Below are 24798 nucleotides of genomic sequence, written 5' to 3'. Positions count from 1 at the left end.
CGTTCCTCACTTTTTAGCATGCATATAACTAGTATACAACGATTTTGATGCAAACAACAAAAAAAGAAGGCAACCTGGCCGAAGAACGGCAGATCACCTTAAAACTTGCTATATAAAAAGGGGGGTCAATTGATACTTCTACTATAACCTAAAGTTGTTTCATTACCATTACAGGCATATTAAGGTTTGATTAAGTAGATTATTATTAAATCAGGTGAAGAAATCCATTTTCCTTCACCTGATCCAATTGATACGTCCCTGCTTCTTATGCGTTGGCTTCCAGCTTCTCCGCCAATTCCTCAACATACTTCTGGCAGTTTTGCGCGGCAATGCTACCATCGCCAGTTGCCGTAACAACTTGACGCAACGTCTTTTGACGAACATCACCTGCTGCATAGATGCCCGGGATGGATGTTTCCATCTCCTCATTTGTTACGATATAGCCGTTTTCATCCAAGATGCCTAGGTTCTTGAATGGTGCTGTCAGAGGATCCATACCGATGTAGATGAACATACCCTCTGTTTTGAATTCCGTCTCGGAACCATCCACAGTCGAAACGAGTGTGACAGAACTGATTTTGTTGTTCTCGCCATTCACTTGCTTGACAGTCGAGTTCCAGATGAAATCGATTTTTTCATTCGCAAACGCACGGTCTTGAAGAATCTTTTGTGCCCGCAGCTCATCACGGCGGTGAATAATCGTTACTTTCTTCGCGAACCGAGTCAAGTATGTGCCTTCTTCGACAGCCGAGTCACCGCCGCCAATAACGACGATCTCTTTGTCTTTATAGAACGCACCGTCACATACCGCACAATAGCTGACGCCGCGGCCTTGAAGCTCTTTTTCTCCCGGGATGCCCATCTTGCGATATTCCGCACCCGTTGAGATGATGATGGAGCGTGCTTTATATTGCTTTTTGCCGGAGATGATTGTTTTGTATTCTTCTCCGTCGATGATTTCATTCACGTCGCCGTATGCGTATTCCGCACCGAAACGTTTCGCGTGATCCATCATCTTCGTCGATAAATCCGGTCCTAAGATGGACTCAAAGCCCGGATAGTTTTCGATTTCTTCTGTATTTGCCATCTGGCCGCCAGGTATACCGCGTTCCAGCATTAGCGTCGACAGACTGCCGCGAGATGTATAAACCGCAGCTGTCATTCCCGCAGGACCAGCTCCAATTATAATCACATCATAAATCTTCTCAGTTGACATGAAAAATTCCTCCTCTGATACAAGTAAGCCTGCTCAAATCATATAAGATTCTAGTAGACCATTCAATTTTTCTGCTTGCTTCGACATCCTTCCCAGCTTAGGAGTTGAAGTGCGGGAGAAACTCGATCAATTCATTGACATATTTCGTCAACGTCTTCACCGAAATACCGTATTTTCCAGCCAAGGCGGTCTTCGTCACGCCGGGATGCCGGGATGACAGGAACATATAATCAGCCGCAGCGGCAAGGGCATGCGGGTTTTTGAATGGGTATTTCTTAACAAGCGCCATCTCGCATAAGGTGAACCACATTTGGAATAAATGCGTTCCTTCCTTATCTAACGGCTCATACGCGTCATAGAGTAGATCTGTCGTTTCCAGTGCACGCAAGAAGTAATCTTCAAAACCGGCTCCTGCCGAAAAATCATAATGCAGGCTATGCGCCAGAAACAGTTGCTCGTACACACTTAATTTCGAAACGTCAATATACGTAGGGTGCGAGATGATCTCCTGCTTATGCGCAGATTTGCCGAGCAAATAGAACCCTAACAGTCTTTCACTACGGTATTTATTTGCGATTTTGCTAAGCAGAAACTCCCGGTCTTGCTCATAAGATTCCGGCCGGGCAGATGAATGGACGTCTTTCCAAGGTTCAAATCCCGCCTTGGACGGATCCAATTCAACGAGCTTGGCATACGCCTGCTTCGCCATTTCCTCGTGTCCCGAAAAATAAGCTGAGTGGGCCAGCCAGAAATAGTAGCCCGCATCCCCTTCAAACCCTCTCTTTTGCAAGCTGCGCAGCCAGTTGTACGCTTCCTCATGCTTGCCGACTAGCGCAAACGTCGCGCCTAGCTTGTAGCGATGCTCAAACTGATACGGTTTGATCTTCAGCAAGAGCTCAAGTAAGGAATCGAGCTTCTCCTTATCTTTCTCATAATAATAAAAGACCGCGAGATTGCAAAGGGCATGCAAGTTCCCTTTATTCTTCTGCAACACTTCATCTAATAATTCTTTGGCCGGTGCGATTTTTCCGATATAGAAATACGCCAGTGCCAAGTTATTATATGCCGCCCAAAACTCTGGATAATCGACGATGATGGACTCCAGTATGTCGACCGCCTCTTCAAAGTTGCCCGACTCCATGAGCCGGCGCGCTTTCTCCTGCAAGAAATACACTTCACTGTCCGGCATCTCTTCCTCATCGAAGTAGGCTTCCTCTTGCTCCGCAAAATCGATGATTTCCATCGACTCATCTGCCAAGGGGCCATCCGGTGCGAGGGCAATATATTTCTCCGCATAAATCTTGGCGTCACGAAGCAGGCCTAAGTGGGCATGCACTTCTGCCAAGTAAAAAATGATTTCCTCTTCTTCGGGGTTCAAGCCATGAGCCGCTGTCAGCAATTCATAGGCTTCTTCAAAACGCCCCTCCTCCATTACGAGTACACCGTAATGCATAAGAATAAGAGGATCATTCGGGCTCAGTTCGACCGCACGCCCAAAATATTTATGGGCATCGCTGAACTTGTCGCGCTGCATCGCCTGCAAGCCCTTCTTATAGTAAAACTCACCATCCGGGATAAATGAAATGACCTTCTTATTTATGTTGTTACGCTTATTATCCAATCATATTCCTCCGAAAAAAGTTAGAAGGAACGTACAGTACGTCCCTTCCAACAAACTTGCTTCATTATATCATAACTTCTAGTCTCGTCATCACTTTTTGACAGAATCCGTCAACGGGGCCTCTTTCGCCTTGCGCTCGCGCATCTGCTCCGCCGTATAAATGATGCGCACCGGATTGCCGCCTGCGAGAGCACCAGGCGGGATATCCCGATTGACGAGGGAGGCCGCCGAAACGATTGCCCCGTCGCCAATCTCAACGCCCGGTAAGATCGTTGTATTGGCACCAATCATCACTTCGCTGCCGATCACGACATCGCCAAGACGATATTCGTCAATCAAATATTCATGCGCCAGAATGGTCGTATTAAAACCGATAATTGTGTTTTCTCCTACTTTAATCCGTTCCGGAAACATCGTATCCGGCATAACCATCAAGGCGAACGACGTCCGGTTACCGATTTCCATCTTCAAGAACGTGCGGTACAGGAAGTTCTTCATCGGGATGAACGGTGTATAGCGGGCGATCTGAATGACCAAAAAGTTTTTTGCCACTTTCCAAAAGGAGACCGTCTTATAAATATGCCAGAGGGAATTGGCGCCCCCTACCGCCTTATACCTCTCCGTCCGTCTCACTGTTCTTCTCCACGGACAATGTCAAGCAGATCAGACATATGTTGTAGCATGTAATCTGGATGGAAGGTCCGTAAAAACGCTTCTCCTTTTAAGGACCAGGCAACGCCTGCCGTCCGGACGCCGGCATTCTTGCCGCCTTCAATATCGTGATAATTGTCTCCGACCATAATCGCCTCATCAGCTTCAACACCCAATCGTTGTAATGCCAGCAGTAGAGGCTCGGGATCCGGTTTAGGCTTTTTCACATCGTCCACGCCAATAATCGTCTCAAATACGTCTTCTACTTGAAGAAGGCGCAACCCTCTCAGGATCATCTCATGTCTCTTTGTAGAGACAATCGCCATTTTAATGCCTAATGCATGCAGCTTATGTAACGTGTCGGCTACTCCTTCGAACTCCGTAACCAAATCGTCATGATGTTCAAGGTTCCATTCCCGATATTCCGTTACCAGCTGATCTGCCTTTAGAGGATCTACTGTACCGAACGACTCCACCAAAGTTGGACCGAGGAAGGGGATAATATGTTCACGCAAATATTTTCCTGGGTAATGACGGTCGAGCACCGTTTGGAATGTCTGGATGATCAATTCATTCGTATCCAGCAACGTACCATCAAAATCAAATAGTAATGCTTTTATTGGTTTAGCCATTCACAATGACCTCCTTCTGTTTCTGTCGTTCTGCTTGCTTCCAAAAATAGGCCACTACGATGGTCAATACAAATGCGGTCACAAGGCGGATGAGCAATAAAGGCAAAACCGGTATGCCAAGCGGCACGAAAATCAACGTATCTTCCACTACGGCATGACAGGCGACAAGAAAGATAAAAGCTAATGTGGCATCGCGTTTGCTGACGCCGTCCTCTTGCACTGCCTGAATCATCACGCCGGCTCCATAAGCCAATCCGATGACAAGTCCTGCGACGAGTGTCATCGACGCATTCGGCTGAACTCCGATCACCTTTGTAAAAGGTGCCAATGCATTTGAAAATTTTTGTAAATAATTTCGGTCTTTCAAGAATTGGACAATCACCATTAATGGAATGACAATGAGTGCCAACTGCAAAATGCCGAAGGAAGCTTTCTGTAAACCGAGAAGCCCGATTTCCATCCAGCCTTCCGGTACGGCAGTCGCTTGGGGCGCCATGCCATACTTCGCAAGTTCGCCGCCGCCTTTCCAGAAAAGGTTAATGATAATGCCTGAAAATGCCGCCAGACCGAACCGAACGACGAGGACGACCCAAAGTTTAACCCCGACCTTCAATGCCACCCCGGTCTCAATGAATATATTATGAGCAAAACTTAACATGATGGCGATTATGAATACTTCCTTCACGGTCAAATCAAGCGATAATATACCCGCAATGCCCGCATATAAGTTCAAGGCATTCCCTAACACAAGCGGAATGGCCGCTTCCCCACTCAAGCCGAATAACCCCATGAAAGGGGAAACCAACTTCACGACCCACGGCAAAATCGGTGTATGCTGCAGGATGACAACAAGGATCGTAATCGGGAAAATGATCTTCCCTAATGTCCATGTCGTTTTGAAACCTGCTTTCAAGCCATTTTGTACTGTTCTCATTTCCCCGGCCCCTTGCTTATTTATCTTGATAATTCACTTCTACTTTCTGTATGAAGCGTCTGTAAATGAACAGGCTCACTCCAGCTATGATGGCAATAATGGAAACAATTTGCGCAGCCCTGAGGTCCCCGCCATACAAGCTGTCTGTCCGCATGCCTTCAATGAAGAAGCGGCCGATCGAATACCAGACGAGATAAAAGAAGAACACTTCTCCGCGTTTCAAATTCATTCTCCGGATGACCAAAACGATCAGCAGCCCGACAACATTCCAGAGAGATTCGTACAGGAAGGTCGGATGATACGTCACACCATCTATCGTCATTTGATTCATAATCCAGTCAGGAATGATCGTGTTCTGCTTGAACGATTCGGATACCGGACCACCATGTGCCTCCTGGTTGACGAAGTTCCCCCATCTGCCGATAATTTGGCCGATCAAAATGCCGGGCACCGCGATATCAGCGACTTTCCAAAACGAAATGCCCCGCTTCTTCGTATAAATATACGTAGTCAGGAATGCCCCGATCAGAGCTCCATGTATCGCGATGCCGCCTTCCCATACTTTAATGATGTCGGCAGGATGATCCTTGTAAATATCCCATTGGAAAATAACATAATAAATCCTCGCACTGATAATTGAGATCGGCACGGCCCAAATGAGCAAATCCGTCAGAAAATCAGGATGCATGCCACGCTTGACCATTTCCCGCTGCACAACGATGAAAGCCAACACGATTCCGAGTGTGATTAAAATTCCGTACCAGCGGACCGAAATCGGACCGAGCTCAAATGCAACCGGATTGATTGCAGCTAATTCAAACATAAATCATTCGTTCCCCTCTATTTCCACAGGAATCATCTTCCTGTTTATTTCCATTTCTAGTTTCTTTGTAAAATTCTCGGCTGCATTGATCCCAAGACGTTTCATCCGGTAATCCATGGCAGCAACTTCGATGATAACCGATAAATTTCGTCCCGGCCGTACTGGCACCGTTAGCTTGGTCAACTCGGAGTCCATGATCGCCATTTTCTCCTCATCGATGCCTAACCGGTCATATACTTTTTCCGGATCCCATACTTCCAGATCAATGACGAGCAACACCCGTTTATCATCTTTCACCGCGCTTGCCCCGAATAACGTCATCATATCTATGATGCCGATGCCCCGTATCTCTAGCATATGCCGGAGCAGCTTCGGCGCATTGCCAATTAATACATTTTTGGCGACTTGCCTAATTTCAATACTATCATCTGCGACCAGGCGGTGGCCCCGTTTCACCAGTTCCAGTGCGGTTTCACTTTTTCCGACACCACTTTTGCCTGTAATGAGCACGCCAATCCCATACACATCCACTAATACGCCATGCACCGTAGTCATCGGCGCAAGACGCCCCTCTAAAAAATTCGTCAGCATGCCGGAAAAACGGGTGGTCGGATTATCGGTCTGCAGGACGGGAATTTGGCACTTCTCGGCAGCCTTTTGCAGCTCCTCAGGCGCTTCCTCTCCATGCGCGACAATAATGGCAGGCGTCATGTCAGAGCAGAGCCGCTCCATCCGTGCCATCCGGACTTCAGCCGGAAGGCTATAAAAAAACGCTAGCTCCGTTTTACCTAACAATTGCACGCGTGCGGCGGGATAATATTCAAAAAAACCGGCTAATTCCAGGCCAGGCCTTGAGATATCACTTAATGTAATGCTGCGGTTCAGCCCTGCTTCTCCTGCTAACAGCGAAAGATCGAACTTTTCTTGTATATCCTTGACTATCACCTTTGACAATATTCCCCCACCTCTCATCGTATGTCCTTGCACCATTTTACCATGAACCGTTTCAATTGAAATCAATTCTGCGTATTAACGGGCAATTGCATACTAAAAGTTAATCACGAAGAACAGCTTTTCCGTCAAGAAGCATAGCGTCTGGATCAAGTCGAACCCTTTGCCGTTCGATTGGCTGAAGCCGTGCACGCGAAAAGCATCCCGCCGTAGCGATTCATTGCAAAAGAAATAAGACTGTAGGCAAACTCCCAAATTCTTGGAGTTTGTCTACAGTCTTTACTAAGGTCGGATGCAGTCCACCTGCACATAGATTCATTTATTACGTTGTATATTTGGGTTCTTTTTGAACAACTCATCCACAAATGTACGTATATCTTTCGGAGAAAGCTGAATCGTATTGTATTTTCCGTAATTAATTTCAATTCGATGAACGGAAAGTGATGGCGCCACAAATGGATTCGTTGTATGCCGAATTGATTTAATCTCTTGTATATCAATAGCCTTCTTTATAAGTCCGTACGATATTTTAAGTGTTTTACTTTCTATTATGTATCGAGTATTGAACCAGATGGTTCCCAGTAAACCAATCATAGCAACTATCACCACAATGCCTACTATATTTAATTGTACAATAGTGCATATATATAATCCCCGAATAGACACAGCAATCAAAGTCCAAATTATTATCCCCATCCACACGTCTCTTTTTGATGTAAATACCATTTTATCACCTCCCTAATTCTTTTACGGACTCCCCCTTGAATTAGTTACAAAAAATTCATACGGCAGTCTGCCAATTTAGCATGATTGCGTCTAAAAAGACAAAAGCCGTCATGATTGGTAATCATGACGGCTCTTCTTTTCATATGTTATTTCACATTGTAACAAACGATGACAGAGCCTGTTTTGGCTTCGCCATTAATGAAGAGCGGCGTGCGTTCTTCTTCAGAATTCTTATGGAAGCCGATGGATCTCTGCAAAAACTGCTCTTCCACTCGTGTGCGATTTACATCGTGAAGCTGCAAGTCAAGACGTCCCATATTCGTCGAAATCTCACCAGACAACGGAACGTCGGAAGGCACATAGATTTCTACAGAGCCACTGACCGTACGGGCTTCTACTTTGCGTGCATCGGAATCGGTTGTTGTCACGACGACATGGCCGTTCAATGACTTCGCTTCCACGTCTTTGATTGCACCGCTGACGTATACCCGGCCGTTCATTGTTTCCGCATCCAGTTCTTGTCCGGTAATTTCCTTCAGCTGGATCTTCCCATTGCCTGTTTCCAGCTGTGCTTCTCCGAAAATTAAGTGGGAGCCTTCAATTTTACCGTTTGCCGTCTTGCAGTACAGTTTTTCTGTCGCCAAGTCGTTCAATACCGTTTCTCCGTTCAACAGCCGAATCGATAGCTTGTCGTAATCCTTCTTCGGTACAGTGAGGATCACGTTCACTTGCGTCAATTTCAGATCACTGACGAGACGGAGTCGGCCCTCATCATTCATGAACACTAGTTTCTTAAGGAATTCCTCTTTCGCTTCTTCTTCTGTTTTCTGATTGAATACCTTCACAGTGAAGTCTGCAACTACTTCATTGTTTTCCGTGTCTTCATTCACCTGGATCGTCAACTTCCCATTATCGATATCCACAATGATTTCTTTCAGATCGTCCACTGGCTTAATGACAGAATGTGTGAATGTACTGCCTGAGCCGAACGGTGCATCAAAGTCGAAAGTTTTTACCCGTTGCACGGCAGTCTGCATGAATTGCATGAACCGTTCTCCAACATGCCCGACATCTTTTCGCAAATCATTTAGGAAGTCATCCATGGATTCGTCCCTTTTTGTAGATTTCGGCTCTTCTTCCACCCGGCCTTCATATGTAGGCTCTTCATAGGAAGTGTTGGACGAATTGTCCACCTTCGCAGAGGCCCCATTCGATTTCTTCTCCATCGCTTCCAATAGAGTGAGTGCCTCTTCGATCGTAATAGTGCCGTTTTCCACCATAGTCAGGATACGTTTGCGTTCGTTTTGCATTGTTCCGCCTCCTCATTAGTAACAGGTGGATCACCAGCCGTAAGGAAAAAACGGCTCCCACCCATTTTGTAATACTTATATATACGAATCGGACGTGCGGAAGTTTCACTTGCTGACGGATTGGGCTTCCTCAATTTTCATTTTCATTCGCTCGCGGTCCCGTTCCAAGATCGGTTTTAAATACCTACCCGTGTAGGAAGCCTGTACATCCGCCACTTCCTCTGGTGTTCCGGTGGCAATGATCTGCCCGCCTTTTTGCCCACCTTCTGGTCCTAGATCAATAATATGGTCGACTGTTTTAATGACATCCAAATTATGCTCGATGACAAGGACTGTATTCCCCGTATCGACCAGTCTTTGCAAGACGAGGAGCAATTTCGAAATATCATGGACATGGAGACCTGTCGTCGGTTCATCCAAAATGTAGAACGTCTTGCCATTGGAACGTTTGTGCAATTCAGAAGCCAGTTTCACACGCTGCGCTTCACCGCCAGACAATGTCGTCGCAGGCTGCCCCAATTGAACATAGCCAAGTCCCACATCCACAATCGTCTGAAGCTTTCTGCTGATCTTCGGTATATTCTCGAAGAAGATAAGCGCATCTTCCACTGTCATCTCCAGGACGTCCGCAATATTTTTACCTTTATATGTGACTTCCAGGGTTTCACGGTTGTACCGTTTTCCATGGCACACTTCACAAGGGACGTAGACATCCGGAAGGAAGTGCATCTCGATCTTTATAATGCCGTCCCCTCGGCATGCTTCACAACGGCCGCCTTTCACATTGAAGCTGAACCGGCCTTTTTTGTAGCCCCGCACCTTCGCTTCATTCGTCATCGCAAATACATCCCGAATATCATCAAAGACGCCTGTGTATGTCGCAGGATTCGAACGCGGCGTACGACCAATCGGAGATTGATCGATATCAATTACTTTTTCAAGTTCCTCGACTCCGGAAACCGAATCGAATTCGCCAGGCTTCTGCTTGGAACGGTTCAGTTTTTGGGCAAGTACTTTATAAAGCACCTCATTGACAAGCGTACTTTTCCCGGACCCTGAAACCCCAGTCACCGCAATGAATTGACCGAGCGGGAAGTCGACATCGACGTGTTTCAGATTATTTTCCGAAGCACCTGTAATGCTCACTTTACGGCCATCCGGCTCTCTTCTTTCAAGCGGCAGCGGTATGAACCGTTTCCCACTTAAATATTGCCCCGTCAAAGAATTCGGGTCCTCCATAATCTCCTCTGGCGTGCCGGCAGAGACGATCCGTCCTCCAGCCGCTCCGGCTCCCGGTCCGATATCAATCAAATAATCGGCGGCCATCATCGTATCTTCGTCGTGTTCGACGACAATGAGCGTATTTCCTATATCCCGCATATCTTGGAGCGTGCCAATCAGACGGTCATTGTCCCGTTGGTGAAGTCCGATAGACGGCTCATCCAAAATATAAAGGACACCGGTTAAGCGGGAGCCGATTTGAGTCGCCAGCCGGATACGCTGTGCTTCTCCTCCGGACAATGTACCTGCCGCACGGGATAACGTTAAATAGTCAAGACCGACATTAATGAGAAACCCGAGCCTCTCTTCAATCTCTCGCAATATCATATTGGCGATCTGGCGGTCTTTCTCTGACAGAGTCAGGCCTTTAAAGAAACGGTCTGCCTCCGTTATCGATAATTCCGTCACCTGGCCAACATGGCGGCCGTTCACTTTTACCGCCAGTGCCTCTTGCTTCAGGCGATAGCCATGACATGCCGGACAAGGCCGCTGAGCCATGTATTTCTCCATTTGCTCCCTAATATAATCGGAAGACGTTTCGCGAAAACGCCTTTCCACATTCGCCAATACCCCTTCGAAGTAAATATTGTTCACACGGGTATTCCCAAATTCATTTGTATACTTAAATTTGATAAGATCGTCCCGCGAACCGTAAAGCAATTTGTTCAAATCTTCATCCGATAGCTCGCTTACCGGATCTGTCATTGAAATGCCGAAATGCTTCGCAACCGTCTTGAGCAATTCAGGATAATATTGTGAGCTCGTTGGCTCCCATGGAGCGATGGCATTTTCTTTTAAGGACAAAGCGCGATCCGGGATGACCAGATCTGGATCTACTTCCAGCTTCGTGCCAAGCCCATCACATTCCGGACACGCACCAAAAGGACTGTTGAACGAGAACATTCTTGGTTCCAGCTCTCCGATTGAAAATCCACAGAGCGGACAAGCATGGTGTTCACTGAATAATAATTCCTCTCCGTCGATGATATCGACGAGCACCATTCCTTCAGCTAAACGAAGAGCAGATTCGAGCGAGTCGCTCAACCGTGATTCGATGCCTTCTTTCAAGACAATCCGGTCAATGACCACTTCGATCGTATGCTTTTTATTTTTATTCAGCTCGATGTTGTCATCGAGGTCCATCGTCTCCCCGTCGACGCGGATCCGCACATATCCCTGCTTCTTAATATCTTCTATTAACTTGGCATGCGTGCCTTTCCGTCCCGATACAACGGGAGCCAGCACTTGCAGGCGTGTCCTCTCGGGAAACTCCATAATCCGGTCGACCATCTGCTCAATCGTCTGGGACGTAATTTCTGTTCCGTGTACCGGGCAGATCGGTTTGCCGATTCGCGCATAAAGCAATCGTAAATAATCATAGATTTCGGTTACCGTACCGACCGTGGATCTCGGGTTGCGGCTCGTCGTCTTTTGATCGATCGAGATGGCAGGGGACAGCCCTTCAATGGCATCCACATCAGGTTTGTCCATCTGTCCAAGAAATTGGCGTGCATAGGCGGACAGCGACTCGACATATCTGCGCTGGCCTTCCGCATAGATCGTGTCGAAAGCGAGCGAAGATTTCCCGGAGCCGGACAGACCGGTCATTACGACCAGCTTGTCACGCGGAATCGTTACGTCAATATTTTTTAAGTTATGGGCGCGTGCCCCTTGAATGACTATCTCATTCTTCCTCATGTGCATTTCACCTTTCAGCCTTCAATTCTAGAATCGTATCACGCAATTCCGCGGCCCTTTCGAAATCCAAAGCTTTCGCCGCTTCTTTCATTTCTTTTTCAAGCGTAACGAGGAGCGTTTCTTTTTCTGCCTTCGTCAACGCCTTTCCTTTTGTAGCTTTTTCTAAGTAGGATACCTCATCCTCGGCAACCTGAGTCGCACGGATAACATCCCGCACTTTCTTTTTAATTGTCGTCGGAGTGATGCCGTGCTTTTCGTTGTACGCCATCTGCACTTCCCGTCTCCGTTTGGTCTCCTCAATTGCTTTATTCATCGAATCCGTATAACGGTCCGCGTACATTATGACATGTCCTTCTGAGTTCCGTGCAGCACGCCCGATCGTTTGGATAAGCGATCTTTCCGAACGAAGGAAGCCCTCTTTATCCGCGTCCAAGATGGCAACGAGAGATACTTCCGGTATGTCCAATCCTTCCCGCAGCAGGTTGATGCCGACTAAGACGTCATACGTGCCGAGCCGCAGCTCACGGATAATTTCAATCCGCTCAAGCGTTTTTATCTCAGAATGGAGATATTGCACTTTCACGCCAATCTCCTTCAAATAATCCGTCAGATCCTCGGACATTTTCTTCGTAAGTGTAGTAATCAATACCCTTTCATTCTTCCTCGTACGCTCATTGATTTCGTCAATCAAATCATCAATTTGGCCTTCGATTGGCCGCACCTCGATGATCGGATCAAGCAATCCGGTCGGACGAATGATCTGTTCGACCATTTCCGGGGAGTGTTCAATCTCATAAGGTCCCGGTGTCGCAGATACATAGATGGACTGGTGGGCATATCGCTCGAACTCCTCGAACATGAGCGGACGGTTGTCCAGCGCGGATGGCAGACGGAAACCATGATCGACAAGCACTTGCTTCCGCGCCTGGTCGCCGTTGTACATGGCTCGGATTTGCGGCAGCGTAACATGGCTCTCATCAATGACCAGGAGAAAATCGTCCGGAAAATAATCAAGGAGCGTATAAGGCGTCGCTCCCGCCGGACGCAAAGTCAAATGCCTTGAATAGTTTTCGATGCCGGAACAGAATCCCATTTCTCTCATCATTTCGAGGTCATATCGCGTCCTTTGCTCGAGCCGCTGTGCCTCCAATAATTTGTCCTGTTCGCGCAGTACTTTCAACCGCTCCTCGAGTTCGACCTCGATGTTGGCGATGGCTTTTGTCAATTTATCCTCACCGGTAACAAAGTGAGAGGCCGGGAAAATCGCAACATGTTCCCGTTCTCCTAAAATCTCCCCTGTCAATGAATCGACTTCACGGATCCGATCGATTTCATCTCCGAAAAATTCAATGCGGATACAATGCTCATCTTCGGACGCCGGAAAGATTTCTACGACGTCTCCTCTTACCCTGAATGTCCCCCGGGTGAAGGCAATATCATTGCGTGAATACTGGATATCTACGAACCTTCTAAGCAGTTCATTTCGGCCGATTTCCATGCCCGGACGCAATGAAACGACGTGCTTCCCGTATTCCTCCGGAGAACCGAGGCCGTAAATGCACGATACCGAAGCGACAATCAAGACGTCATTGCGCTCAAACAAAGCCGACGTCGCAGAGTGGCGGAGCTTATCAATCTCATCATTGATCGTCGCGTCTTTCTCGATATACGTATCGGTATGAGGCACGTACGCTTCCGGCTGGTAATAGTCATAGAAGCTGACAAAATACTCTACCGCGTTATTTGGAAAGAACTCTTTGAATTCGCTATATAATTGCCCTGCCAACGTTTTATTATGTGCGATGACAAGGGTCGGTTTGTTAATTTCAGTTACTACATTGGAAACAGTGAACGTCTTGCCTGTCCCGGTAGCCCCCAGCAAGGTCTGGTGCTTCTTCCCCTCTTTTACCCCTTGCACGAGCTTGGCGATCGCGGATGGCTGATCCCCCTGTGGCGTGTAAGGGGCTTGTAAATTGAAAGTTTGGACCATACGAGTCCCTCCCTGAATGAATTGTCTTTATTCTATCACAGTACTCGCCATATCTAAAGAAATAAGCGAACGTACGTTTTTTATGCAGCAAGCGAAATAATTCCTGCTTATTACGAATCTATACCCACTTTTATCCCAGAACAAATAAAAACGCTGTACAGGTGAAGATCCTGTACAGCGCCCAAGCATAGACAAAAGCATATTAATTTGTTGTGACGTATAAAATTAAAATACAGCAGCTACTCACTTAAGATTTCTAGTAAAGTTGATTTCCGCTTCTGGCGGACGCTTTCCGGGGGGCCGGCGGTGAACCTCCTCGTCCGCTACGCTACCTGTGGGGTCTCACCTGTCCCGCTCATCCCCCAGGAGTCGCCGCCTTCCGCTCCAATCAATAGATGTTCTGCTAACAAGGAACTAAGAAAAATAAAAAAGGATAGTACCTTTTACAGAAAGTAGAAAGGTCTTCATGTAGTTACTCATCCATAAAAAATTTGTATCTAAGGCGGGGAACGCAACGCTGACTCCTATGGGAATAGCTTGTGCTGAAGACCCCGTAGGAAAAGCCGTCGCGTAGTACGGCTTTTGCGAGCTCAAGCGAATGCGTAACGAGCAACGGATGTATAATTTCTGCGCCAGGCGCAGGAATTATACAAATCGAAACCTTCACTGTTCGATTGGCTGAAGCCAAGCCCATGGAAAGCGAAGTTGCGCTCCCTGCCGATTTGATTATTCATTCTTATTTAACTCGGAGTGGATCTTGTCTACAGTCTGACGCTGTACAAGTGCATACCTTGTACAGCGCCTTATTCATCAATTGACCATTTCTAACTTTAACAATTCATCCGTATACCTTTCAAATGCCGAGACATCACGGTTATCAAGTGATGCATCGATCATTTCCAGCAACCTTTTCTTCGTCTGCTCCCGGTGGATATGGTTGAGGAACAGATCCATATAAATTTCGTTCAGTAGCTTTTCGGCATGCATCGTCGAACTGTTTTTTCCCACGGCTTTTAGGAACTCTGTATACGAATAGTTATTTTCCATCTCCCTCACCCCTGATGCCCTTTTCGTTATTATACATAACAAATCAGAATAGTTGCAAGGGTTTTGGGAATATTCTATTTTTTGAACCGATTTAACTATTTAAGGGAAGAGATGTCCCGGTTTTAAGCTTCTTTGGAAGCAGATCGGATGGTAGCTTCCGAAATAAGCATGACCACAAGCCCAATCAAGATAGGCTGAACGGACAAGCCGAACATGAAGAATGCTCCCACCACTACAACGAGCGCCTGCAGCCATTGTGCATTTCTCACTGTAGTCCGCAATGCTTGCGGCCGCTCTTTGTCACTTTCCGGAAACAGCATATCCATCCGGAAGTCATCGCCCATTTTCAACGCGTTATATAGCTGGAGAGCTGTTGCAAAAGCCAATGCTCCCGTGAATATATAAGCGCCGATCAGAAAAGGGATGAAGAGGACACCTAGCACAGACAAAACGGTGAGCCTCACCCATAACCAGAAGATATCGTCTGTCCGGACCAGTGTCCGCTTGACCAAAAATGCTTGTGGCTTTGTCTTCCCAAATACCGGGTTCGACAAGATGGGACCAAGCCATCCCCTTCTGCTGACCGAGCCTTTCAAATGGGGAACGTCTGTAAAATAGTTAGCAAACCGGTAGAACCGCATCATCCGATTTTGCTCCATCTTAATGAAATGCTCATAGGGGAACGGTTTTTCTTTACGTTCCTTTCTCCAATACACGTCATACAGCGCCACAATCAGCCCGGCTCCAATCAATACATAGGGCATGCCCGCCAATCCGGAATAAAGGATGGCAAAAGCCAGGACATACCGTATCAATCGGTCGATCCAGATGGCATGGCCGCTTTTGGCGTGATGAAAAGAGTACTCTGTCTCCGCAAACAGCCATTTCAGAAGCACAATAAAGACGGCTGCGGCCACATAGCTGGCTGTCCCTCCTGTATGCGTCGCTGACAAGAGCGGCATTGCGACGATGAACAAAAGAAGCGGAATTGGCAGCTGTGAGAAAAAGGTCCATCGCAGAGATCGTTTCATATAGTGATCCAGCTGGCTTTCCAGCGGAAGGAAAAAGACGACATCCGCCGGCTTCAACAAGGTAACTGGAGCTGACATCGCGAGCGGCAGGGCAATTAACAAGGATGCCAGGAGTGCCGCCGGAAAGTTCTCAGGTACTTCTTTCAGCCAGTTGCTATAGGCATAACCGCCAGCACCGATCGTAAAGACGAGAACGATCGCCAAATGTCCAGTAAAGACAAATTTCATATACCGTTGGACCTCGTTCATGTAATGAATGAACCGGTCGCTCCAAATATTACGCACGTCCTTCATTGTTCCGTTCCTTTGTCATTGCAATATATAGCTCATCCAATGAGGCGCCTGGCCGATTGAATGCCTTCCGTAGATCGTCCATCGTCCCGTGCGCACGAACTCGTCCTTCATGCAGCAAGATGATGCGATCGCAATACTTTTCAGCCGTCGATAGAACGTGGGTGGACATCAAGACGGAAGCCCCGTTGTTCTTCCGCTCCGTAATCTGGTCCAACAACGATTGGATACCGATTGGATCAAGACCGACAAAAGGTTCATCGATAATATACAAAGAAGGCTCCACAAGAAATGCACACATAATCATTACCTTTTGACGCATCCCCTTGGAAAAATGGGCCGGAAACCATTTCAATCTCTTCTCCATCATAAACTCTTTCAGCAATCGCTCGGATCTTGCCTCAAAAACCTCCCGGTCGACGCCGTAGGCCATTGCCGTCAGCTCCAAATGTTCCTTCAGCGTTAGTTCCTCGTACAGAATCGGCGTCTCTGGTATATACGTAAAGGATTTCCGGTATTGCTCCGGGCTTTCCTTGAAGGTCATACCGTTAACCCGGATATCGCCGCTATGTGGGTTCATCAGCCCAATAATATGTTTAATTGTCGTACTTTTTCCCGCACCGTTTAAACCGATCAGTCCCACCAGCTCGCCGCTCTTAATTTCAAACGACAAGTCATGCAGCACTGGATTGCGGGTATAACCGCCTGTTACATGTTCTACTTCGAGAATTGCCATGACCATCCTCCATTCTTCACCTCATTTTAACAAAAATCTGACTGGAATGCTTCGTCCATCTCACCCTTCTTATGAAAAAATATGCTACACTATTGAAATTAATGCTGCGCCTTGCGAAAGAGCGCGTCAGGGGATCCCCCCTTCCCCTGATAATAGGGGAAACCATACGACGAAAGGATGTATATCAATGACCAGTTGTTTATTTTGCAAAATCATTGAAGGCTCCATTCCTGGAGAAATTATTTATGAGGATGACCATGTCGTCGCTTTCATGGATATCATGCCTGTCAGCGAAGGGCATTTGCTGCTCATCCCTAAAACTCACCGGGAAAACATTTATGACATGACCGAAGAGGAAGCGTCGCATCTTTTTGCCGTGGCTCCGAAAATAGCGAATGCGATAAAAGAAGAATTTAAGCCTGCAGGTTTGAACCTTCTTCAAAACAACGGAGCCCCAGCAGGACAAGCCGTGTTCCATTTCCATCTGCACTTCATTCCACGTTATGACCAGAACGATGGATACCAATCAACGTGGGAACCGAAAGTAGAAGAGTTTCCACAAGAACGGATTCATCAGATTGCGGACAGCATTCGAAAACAATTGCAGCATTGACCTTGAATGTTTGTCTGAAAAATTATATAATGCATGTACGTTTTCGCTGCCGATCACGAGGATACGGCAGGAGGACTAAAAGAGAACAGTTGAGGAGAGTTGAGAAATGAATACGAAAAATTTGATGCTCATGGCCATTTTGGTGGCAGTCGGTGCTGCGTTGTATCTTGTCATTCCAGGTTACGGGGAGGGCATGAAGCCTGATTTCATGCTAACGATGATGTTTATCGGGATCTTCTTATTCCCTGATGTGCGAAGTGTCTTTTTGCTTGGCGCGACAACCGGGGTTCTATCCGGAATTTTCACCAGCTTCCCTGGCGGATTCCTGCCGAATATTATTGACAAGTTCATCACGGCGTTTGTCATCTTCGCCATCGTTTTACTGCTGAAAAAACTTTCACAAAAGCTGGTCGTTTCGACAGCGATTGCTTGCATCGGCACTATTTTGTCCGGTACGATTTTCCTTTCAGCAGCGATTTATGTGATTGGTGCCAACGTACCGTTCGGCTTGCTGTTTGTCACAGTTGTCTTGCCTGCAGTGGCGATGAACGGGGTTGTCTTCTTCATTATCTATCCGATCATTGTGAATCTATTGAAACGAACATCATTTAAAACAGCATTATCCAATTGATTGATCACCTTCCGCTTCCGGCGGAAGGTTTTTTTATTTGTCCAGCCTCCGGCGGCAGCACGTTCTTCCTTGCCGGCGGGTCGCCCCTCATGTTTTAATAAAACTATAGAAGGAATACTATTATATACGGAAGGAGCGGAATCAAATGAAAGCTTCCACATTTATTCTAGGGCTTGTCGCGGGCTCGGCAGCCGCAGCTGTTACGGTCCTTTATTCAACTCCCCAATCGGGCAAAGAATTGCGTGGCTCCGTGAAGAGCGCATCCAGCGATTTGAAATACAAACTACAGGACGTCAAAGTGAAATTGGCTGATATGAAACGTTCAGTCAAGCATTTGGCAAACGAAGCGAAGGAATATATTCCAGAGACCGTGGATGGAGTAAAGGAATCGATTGAGAAATGGCAAATGTCCACTGCTTCCAATCAAGTGCGATTGGAAAAAGAAATTCTCGCGATCCAAAACTCGCTCGAAGAACTGGAGAAATCGATCGCAGAACAACGATAAGTATTATGGGTTATCCTGACAATGAGGGATAACCTTTTTTCATCAGAAAATTAATATTGTTGCAATTCCAACTTTTTTCTTTGTTACTTTCCTGCTATAATGAAAGAACTAGTAAAATATACGAAGTTGGAGGTATTTTATATTGGAAGAAAAGTTTTCTCGTAAAGAGGCAATGATTTATAGCCAACGGGTTGCCCAAATGTCGAAGGCTCTTTGGAAAGCCGTTGAAAAAGACTGGCAGCAATGGATACGTCCTTATGATCTCAATATTAATGAGCACCATATTCTGTGGATCGCTTACCATCTGCAAGGTGCGACGATTTCTGATGTCGCAAAATTCGGGGTTATGCATGTATCGACCGCTTTCAACTTCTCAAAAAAACTGGAAGAGCGAGGATACGTCCAGTTTTCCAAAAAGGAAGATGACCGACGCAATACATACATCACAGTTACCGAAGAAGGGGAAGCCCTGCTGCATGATATGAATAAAAACTATTATGATTCCGAGCATGGCATCCTGGAAGGCTCTCTCCCAATCAAAAATATTTATGGTAAATTTCCTGAATTTTTGGAAGTGATGTCTGTCATCCGCAATATTTATGGCGAGGATTTTATGGAAATCTTCGAACAAGGCTTCAAGAACATTGATGATTCATTTGATGAAGCTGAAGGTGACCTGGTCGCCGTCCATACATCCGAGAAGGCGAGATTCTAATAGCGGGCTGCCGGGCCTTGACGAAACCAGGCTAGCTCCCTCTTCTTCTGTTTCCTGTAAACGAGGTAGGGAGGAAAAATAATTTCATTTTCGTTTTGCTTCTGCTATCATTAAGTAGGAACGAAGAGGAGGTATGGATTTGATCCTTACAGTAACGGTTCTGTTTTCATTATTTTACTTATATCAAATAAACAAAATGACATTTGCGCTTTGTCAGTCGAGGGAAATTCCTGAGGAAAAACAACCTAAGATTTATCGCACAGTAAATATACTTATTACCATATTAATTTTATCGTTTTACTTGGAAGTCCTGTTAAAGGTCTGATGAGTTAACAATTTGAAAAGGTCCATTTTCCCGTTAAGGAAAATGGACCTTTAGTAATTAGCTGCTGCTTAGTACCAGAATGCTGCACCTACGATGATCAGCAAGATGAACAACACAACCAGCAACGCGAAACCGGAACCTTGCCCGCTATATCCACCCATTGGAGCACCTCCTCTCTCCTATATGGTATGCGAAGCAATTTTCCGCTCATAGGCTGTTTATCCGATGGAACCTTTTTGTTTTCGATACGTTTTTATGGTATAGTATCAACTGTTGTAGACAAAAGTTAGGAGAGAAAACGTATGAAAAAAACATTAATTGCCGTTTCCTTAGCTACATCCGTACTTGCCCTATCGGCTTGCAGCGATAAAAAAGCATCCGATGACGAAATGATCGCATCCACGAAATATGGTAACATTACACAAGCTGACTTCTATGAAGAAATGAAAGATGCGATTGGCGTTCAAGTCGTCGAAAACATGCTTCTTCAAAAAGCGATTGAACATGAATATAAGGTTGATGACAAAGAATTAAAAGAAGCAATTAAGCAGCAAAAAGATATGTATGGTGATAACTTCGAATTATATTTGCAACAAAACGGCATTACTGAAAAGTTCTTCGAGAAGAATGTTAAGTCCCAATTGTTGCAGAAGAAACTTGTCGATTCTTTGAAGGTTTCTGACGAAGACATTAAAGCTGGCGTCGAACGTGCGAAAACCGAAGTTCATGCCCGCCACATTTTAGTGGACGATGAGAAAACTGCGAAAGAAGTCATTCAAAAATTGAAAGACGGCGGAGATTTCGAGAAGTTGGCGAAAGAATACTCCACTGAGCCAGTCGCGCAAAAAACTGGCGGAGACCTTGGCTGGTTTGGACAAGGTAAAATGGTACAACCATTTGAAGATGCAGTATACAAGCTGAAAAAAGGTGAAATCAGCGAACCGGTTAAATCCGATTTCGGCTACCATGTCATTGAATTGCTTGATACTCGTAAAGCCGAGACAGATAAAACAGATGATGAAATCAAAGCTGAAGTTGAAAACAACTTGAAAAGCGTTGCATTTGAAGCTCGTTTGAAAGAGCTAGTGAAGGATGCAGATATCGATATTAAGGATGAAGAATTCAAACACGCGATGGATACGTACCTTCCTGCTAAAGAAGAAAAAGCTGAAAAGAAATAAATGATAAAAGGGCTGTTCCGTACGAATTCTCGTACAGGACAGCCCTTTGTAATTTTTATTCAAACGAAGGCTTATAGAAAGAACGATTATCGAGCGGGAAAATACGTTCCGTAAATTCTCCCGGTGCTGTTTTAGCCATCGCACGGTTCAACATATTCATTTTCGCATCAATGTTATCGATATAATGAAGCATTTCCGCTTCCTTCAGCATTGGACGTTTTGGGCTTCCCCATTCTTCCTTCCCGTGATGGGACAGGACCATATGTTGCAGCAAGGTCACTTCTTCGCCCACAATTCCTAATTCATCCGCGGCTTTTGAAATTTCATTCACCATGATGGAAATATGGCCAAGCAAGTTCCCTTCCACCGTGTATTGAGTCGCGATCGGGCCCGATAATTCCACCACTTTCCCGATGTCATGCAAGATAATGCCTGCATATAGTAAATCCTTGTTTAAGGTCGGATACAACTCGGCAATCGCCTTTCCGAGATTCAGCATCGACACGACATGATCGAGAAGCCCGGAGACGTAATCATGATGATTTTTAGTAGCCGCCGGGTACACCATAATTTCCGTCTGGTGTTTCTTCAAAATATGCCGGGTAATCCGCTGGATATGAGGATTTTTCATCTCAAAGAAAAATTGAAGCAACTCCTCAAATAAAACTTCCTTGCTCTTTGCAGCGGAAGGTACAAGGTCAGAAAGGGAGATGCCCTCCTCTTCCTTTGCCGGACGGATGCTTTTAATACGTAGCTGGTTTTTGCCGCGGTATTCATGAATTTCCCCTCCGACTTTGACAATCGTTGCAGCAGCATACATTTTTTCCTGCTCTTCGCCCGTGTCCCAGAGCTTCGCTTCAATATCACCGCTTTTATCTTGAAGGATTAATGTCATGAACGGACTGCCCTGCTGTGTAATCCCTTTAACGGATTGTTTGATTAACAGAAAAAGATCAACCGGTTCACCGACTTGATGCTCTGCTATTTTTTTCATTGAAGAACCGCCCCCTGATTGCTTCCGATTTCGGAAACAGTAATGATGTTTGCCTCATGCAGATGCTTCGTCATCGTTTCGTGGCAAGTGAAATAGATGAACTGATGCTCCGCTTGCAATCTCTTCAACAATTTTATCATACGAGAAAGCCGTGTGCCGTCAAAATGGACGAATGGATCATCCATAATAATTGGAAAAGGCGCTGTCCCCTGCAAGGATTCTGCCAGAGCCAAGCGCAAGGAGATATAAGCTTGTTCCTTCGTCGCCTGGCTGAGCTCCATTATCGGAAACAGCATATTGTCCTCTTGGCGGATTACGCGGAAAAAGCCTTCTTCTCCTACCGTTAAACCGACATAGCGGCCCCCAGTCAAATCGGAAAAATAATGGCTGGCTTGACGCAAGACACCTGGCAGCTTTTTCTCTTTCAGTTCAGCCATCGTTTGGCGAATGGCGGCCGCCACCGCTTTTTTCGAGGACCATTGTCTAGCAAGCTGTGCAAATTCAGCCCGCTTGTTTTCAAACTGTTGCAGCATGCGTTCATAGGTTTCATTATCCGCCAGCCGTTTGGTCAGATGCTCCAGACGCATCTTCTCTTCTAACAAATCTGACTGCTGTTTGGAAACTTCTGCTATCCTGTTTTCCACTTGCCTAGCCGCCTCTTCCAATTCGCTGATGGACAGATCGGCTGACCAATTCGAACGGTCATGCATACGGAGCTGACTTCGCAGATCATCTAATTGCCTTCTTACTAGTTCGGCATCCTGAAAGACGTCGAATGCCCGATAGAAATCTTCCTCGGTTGTAGCATCTGCTTCGGTCAGAAGTTCTTCTCTCTGGGACTGCAGCATAGCTGCAGTTTGATTCACCAGCTGGAGTTCCTCTTGCAATCCAAGCTGTTTTTCGGAGTCTGACTTCTGTTTCTCCATCCGCTCCTTCTGCAGCATCCATTCATTGCGAAGCTGGTCGAAAAGCATTTCTTCGGGCACTTCTTTTCCTAACAGACTATGAGCCTTATCCATGCATTCGGCTATTTTGCGGGAGGCATTCTGTTCCCGCTGCCGGGCAGCAAGTAATTCACGATCCACTTCCTGGAGTTCTCGGATCATGCGGAAAATTTCCGGTATGATCTGCAAACTTGGCAGTTCGTCAAAGCCATACGCTTGCAGGAACGTAAACAGCTCGTCTGCTGCCAGGTCCGTCCTATTATCCGCCATTCGAAGCTCTTCTTCATATGACTTCCGATTCCGCTTCACTGCCAGTAATGAACTTTCCAGCGTTTCTTTCTTCCGGAGATAGCTATCCACTCTTTGAATGAGCGCATCCATCTGTGCTTCTTCCTTCGCATGCTGCGCAATAAATTGTTCCATCTCTTTTCTTTTTGCATCCGATGGATTCTCACTCTTCATTTTCACCACTAGGAAAGTGGCAACAGCCCCAAGCAGCACGCCGCAAATGGCAAGGATCCATTGTTGGCTGACGATTCCAAAGCCTGCCAGCAGAACGGCCATCAGCAGTAAAGCGAGCGGAACGATCCGCAGATTCCCAGAAGGTGTATTCTTCAGTTGAATGAATGCTTTCGCTTCTGCAAGACGCCGCTGAATGCCCGGCCAGTCGGCACACTTCTTCTGCTCTTCGTCTGTAGGAGCCATTTCATCCAGGCGCAGCTTGTCTTGCATAATTGCCCTCTCTTCACTGGATGTCTGCGCGAGCTGTCTTTGTACATAATCCACTTGTTTCGTATGCTGGTGCAGCTGGTCCAGCAACGTAAGCATTGTCTTCTCCTGTTGGATAGAGACATCCGCTGCAAGCAATAAGGCCGCTTTCTCATCATCTCGAATGCCGAGGCTGGCGAAATAACGTTCTCGTTTGCTGTCCAATAAACGCAGTTCTTCCGTAGCAGCTCTCTTATCAGATCGCCATTGATGCCATTCGGTTTCTCTTGCAACGAGCCGGTCAAGCCGGGGTAGGAAATGCTGATCTCGCATTTCGCCTGAATCCGTTAATTTTTCTAGCTCATTTTGAAGGACTTGCCTTCTTGCCAAGACGTCAAGCAATTTGCCGTTTATGATCTCGTACCGCCGTATGCCTTCCGCCGGAAACTTTCGAACGGATTGTTGCTCCAACCGAGCCAGTAATCCCCGTTCCTTTTCGATTAATGGAAGCATCTGGCGCTGCGTTTCTATCAGCTTGCGCTGCTCATCCAAATCCCGTTCCTCGTCTTTTAGTTCAACAAGATTTCTGTCAATGGCCATCATACGATTGACAGCAGGAGCATATTCATCTGCCTGCTCCCTTTCTTCTTTTAAGGCCTTCTCCATCTCCCTCAATTCCGCCAATCGTACGTTCATTTCGGGAACTCTTCCATTCTTCTTAAAGAGTTCGCCCATTTCTTTTTCAAGCTTTGATTCAAGCTGCAGCAACGCATCCACTCCGGTCGTTCCTGATGCAAGAAGCGTCCGGCTCAACTGTTCCTCATCCATTTTCTCGAATCCTTGCAGCTGAAGGAGGGAGAAGGAAAAGATCGATTCAAACGAGGAGCGGTCGTAGTGGCGGAGAAGCTGTTGGAGCGCCTCTTCCCCTCCCGTAGAACCATCTTCGAAATAGACTGTCACTGTGCCAGCCGATTTGCCCCGCACGCGTTCAATGATGCATGAACCCGATTCAGGATCTTCGATATGGACTTGTCCTCCATACTTACCTCCTGTCTTCGGTTCATAGCGTTGTAGAACATGATTCTTTTGGGGAAATCCGAAAAGAATATGCAGGAGGAATTGCTGGATAGTCGTCTTCCCTGCCTCGTTATGGCCATAGAGAACGTTAATGCCGTCCTGAAGATCAATTGTCACATTTTCATGTTTTCCAAAACCGTAGATGACCAATTTTCGGATGATCATTT

Annotated in this window: 23 protein-coding genes; 6 read left to right on the top strand and 17 right to left on the bottom strand. The window is 46.4% G+C overall.

What is annotated here, in order from left to right; all coding sequences use genetic code 11:
- Positions 1 to 265: 265 nt before the first annotated feature.
- From trxB to ACSW3C_RS16625, 14 genes are all read right to left on the bottom strand, one after another.
- Positions 266 to 1216 (bottom strand): thioredoxin-disulfide reductase, encoded by a 951-nt coding sequence (gene trxB / locus ACSW3C_RS16690; RefSeq protein WP_238081152.1) that lies wholly within the window; start codon positions 1214 to 1216, stop codon positions 266 to 268.
- Between the two features lie 97 nt (positions 1217 to 1313).
- Positions 1314 to 2837: a tetratricopeptide repeat protein gene (locus tag ACSW3C_RS16685; protein ID WP_486563941.1), complete on the bottom strand. Its 1524-nt coding sequence runs from the start codon at positions 2835 to 2837 to the stop codon at positions 1314 to 1316.
- A 90-nt stretch (positions 2838 to 2927) separates the two neighbouring features.
- Positions 2928 to 3470 (bottom strand): acyltransferase, encoded by a 543-nt coding sequence (locus ACSW3C_RS16680; protein ID WP_486563940.1) that lies wholly within the window; start codon positions 3468 to 3470, stop codon positions 2928 to 2930.
- Positions 3467 to 4120 carry a pyrophosphatase PpaX gene (gene ppaX, locus ACSW3C_RS16675; protein ID WP_486563939.1) on the bottom strand — a complete coding sequence of 218 codons (654 nt, stop codon included), beginning with the start codon at positions 4118 to 4120 and terminating at the stop codon, positions 3467 to 3469. Before ppaX ends, ACSW3C_RS16680 begins: the two co-directional genes overlap by 4 nt.
- Positions 4113 to 5054 (bottom strand): nucleoside recognition domain-containing protein, encoded by a 942-nt coding sequence (locus tag ACSW3C_RS16670; RefSeq protein WP_486563938.1) that lies wholly within the window; start codon positions 5052 to 5054, stop codon positions 4113 to 4115. The genes ppaX and ACSW3C_RS16670 overlap by 8 nt, the downstream gene beginning before the upstream one ends.
- Positions 5055 to 5070: 16 nt before the next feature.
- Positions 5071 to 5877 carry a prolipoprotein diacylglyceryl transferase gene (lgt, locus tag ACSW3C_RS16665; RefSeq protein ID WP_238081163.1) on the bottom strand — a complete coding sequence of 269 codons (807 nt, stop codon included), beginning with the start codon at positions 5875 to 5877 and terminating at the stop codon, positions 5071 to 5073.
- Positions 5878 to 5880: 3 nt separating this feature from the next.
- On the bottom strand, positions 5881 to 6831 hold the full coding sequence (hprK, locus tag ACSW3C_RS16660; RefSeq protein WP_486563937.1) for an HPr(Ser) kinase/phosphatase: 951 nt from the start codon (positions 6829 to 6831) through the stop codon (positions 5881 to 5883).
- Positions 6832 to 7143: 312 nt separating this feature from the next.
- Positions 7144 to 7554 carry a PH domain-containing protein gene (locus ACSW3C_RS16655; protein WP_486563936.1) on the bottom strand — a complete coding sequence of 137 codons (411 nt, stop codon included), beginning with the start codon at positions 7552 to 7554 and terminating at the stop codon, positions 7144 to 7146.
- A gap of 146 nt (positions 7555 to 7700) precedes the next feature.
- Positions 7701 to 8864 (bottom strand): DUF4097 family beta strand repeat-containing protein, encoded by a 1164-nt coding sequence (locus ACSW3C_RS16650; RefSeq protein WP_486563935.1) that lies wholly within the window; start codon positions 8862 to 8864, stop codon positions 7701 to 7703.
- Between the two features lie 105 nt (positions 8865 to 8969).
- Positions 8970 to 11843 carry an excinuclease ABC subunit UvrA gene (gene uvrA / locus ACSW3C_RS16645; RefSeq protein ID WP_486563934.1) on the bottom strand — a complete coding sequence of 958 codons (2874 nt, stop codon included), beginning with the start codon at positions 11841 to 11843 and terminating at the stop codon, positions 8970 to 8972.
- Between the two features lie 7 nt (positions 11844 to 11850).
- Positions 11851 to 13833, bottom strand: a complete 1983-nt coding sequence (uvrB, locus tag ACSW3C_RS16640; RefSeq protein ID WP_238081171.1) for an excinuclease ABC subunit UvrB — start codon at positions 13831 to 13833, stop codon at positions 11851 to 11853.
- An 810-nt stretch (positions 13834 to 14643) separates the two neighbouring features.
- Positions 14644 to 14880, bottom strand: a complete 237-nt coding sequence (locus ACSW3C_RS16635; protein ID WP_238081173.1) for an IDEAL domain-containing protein — start codon at positions 14878 to 14880, stop codon at positions 14644 to 14646.
- Positions 14881 to 15002: 122 nt separating this feature from the next.
- Complete coding sequence (locus ACSW3C_RS16630) at positions 15003 to 16205, bottom strand: ABC transporter permease (protein WP_486563933.1); 1203 nt, start codon at positions 16203 to 16205, stop codon at positions 15003 to 15005.
- Positions 16189 to 16938: an ABC transporter ATP-binding protein gene (locus ACSW3C_RS16625; protein ID WP_486563932.1), complete on the bottom strand. Its 750-nt coding sequence runs from the start codon at positions 16936 to 16938 to the stop codon at positions 16189 to 16191. Before ACSW3C_RS16625 ends, ACSW3C_RS16630 begins: the two co-directional genes overlap by 17 nt.
- A 187-nt stretch (positions 16939 to 17125) precedes the next feature.
- On the opposite strand from ACSW3C_RS16625, the gene ACSW3C_RS16620 reads away from it, so the two are divergent.
- The 5 genes from ACSW3C_RS16620 to ACSW3C_RS16600 all read left to right on the top strand — a co-directional run bounded on the left by ACSW3C_RS16620 (position 17126) and on the right by ACSW3C_RS16600 (position 19727).
- On the top strand, positions 17126 to 17551 hold the full coding sequence (locus tag ACSW3C_RS16620) for an HIT family protein (RefSeq protein ID WP_238081179.1): 426 nt from the start codon (positions 17126 to 17128) through the stop codon (positions 17549 to 17551).
- Positions 17552 to 17657: 106 nt separating this feature from the next.
- Positions 17658 to 18182 carry a tryptophan transporter gene (locus tag ACSW3C_RS16615; RefSeq protein ID WP_486563931.1) on the top strand — a complete coding sequence of 175 codons (525 nt, stop codon included), beginning with the start codon at positions 17658 to 17660 and terminating at the stop codon, positions 18180 to 18182.
- A 145-nt stretch (positions 18183 to 18327) separates the two neighbouring features.
- Complete coding sequence (locus tag ACSW3C_RS16610; RefSeq protein ID WP_486563930.1) at positions 18328 to 18687, top strand: YtxH domain-containing protein; 360 nt, start codon at positions 18328 to 18330, stop codon at positions 18685 to 18687.
- Between the two features lie 139 nt (positions 18688 to 18826).
- Positions 18827 to 19402: an HTH-type transcriptional regulator Hpr gene (locus ACSW3C_RS16605; RefSeq protein WP_336246393.1), complete on the top strand. Its 576-nt coding sequence runs from the start codon at positions 18827 to 18829 to the stop codon at positions 19400 to 19402.
- 133 nt (positions 19403 to 19535) lie between these two features.
- Entirely contained in the window at positions 19536 to 19727 is a 192-nt protein-coding gene (locus ACSW3C_RS16600) for a hypothetical protein (RefSeq protein WP_375709196.1), read from the top strand.
- Between the two features lie 68 nt (positions 19728 to 19795).
- Here ACSW3C_RS16600 and ACSW3C_RS16595 read toward each other — a convergent pair whose 3' ends face one another.
- Positions 19796 to 19888, bottom strand: a complete 93-nt coding sequence (locus tag ACSW3C_RS16595; protein WP_486563929.1) for a YjcZ family sporulation protein — start codon at positions 19886 to 19888, stop codon at positions 19796 to 19798.
- A gap of 141 nt (positions 19889 to 20029) precedes the next feature.
- Here ACSW3C_RS16595 and ACSW3C_RS16590 point away from each other — a divergent pair, with 141 nt between their 5' ends.
- Positions 20030 to 20908, top strand: a complete 879-nt coding sequence (locus ACSW3C_RS16590; protein ID WP_486563928.1) for a peptidylprolyl isomerase — start codon at positions 20030 to 20032, stop codon at positions 20906 to 20908.
- Between the two features lie 55 nt (positions 20909 to 20963).
- Here ACSW3C_RS16590 and yhaM read toward each other — a convergent pair whose 3' ends face one another.
- Together yhaM and ACSW3C_RS16580 are read right to left on the bottom strand one after the other, a co-directional pair.
- Positions 20964 to 21902, bottom strand: coding sequence for a 3'-5' exoribonuclease YhaM (yhaM, locus tag ACSW3C_RS16585; protein WP_486563927.1), 939 nt, complete (start codon positions 21900 to 21902; stop codon positions 20964 to 20966).
- Positions 21899 to 24796 (bottom strand): ATP-binding protein, encoded by a 2898-nt coding sequence (locus ACSW3C_RS16580; protein WP_486563926.1) that lies wholly within the window; start codon positions 24794 to 24796, stop codon positions 21899 to 21901. The genes yhaM and ACSW3C_RS16580 overlap by 4 nt, the downstream gene beginning before the upstream one ends.
- Positions 24797 to 24798: the final 2 nt, after the last annotated feature.

It is taken from the genome of Sporosarcina sp. AD_1, assembly GCF_057373025.1.
The sequence above is the reverse complement of the archived record's forward strand: the minus strand, read 5'-3'. Positions and strand labels throughout refer to the sequence as shown.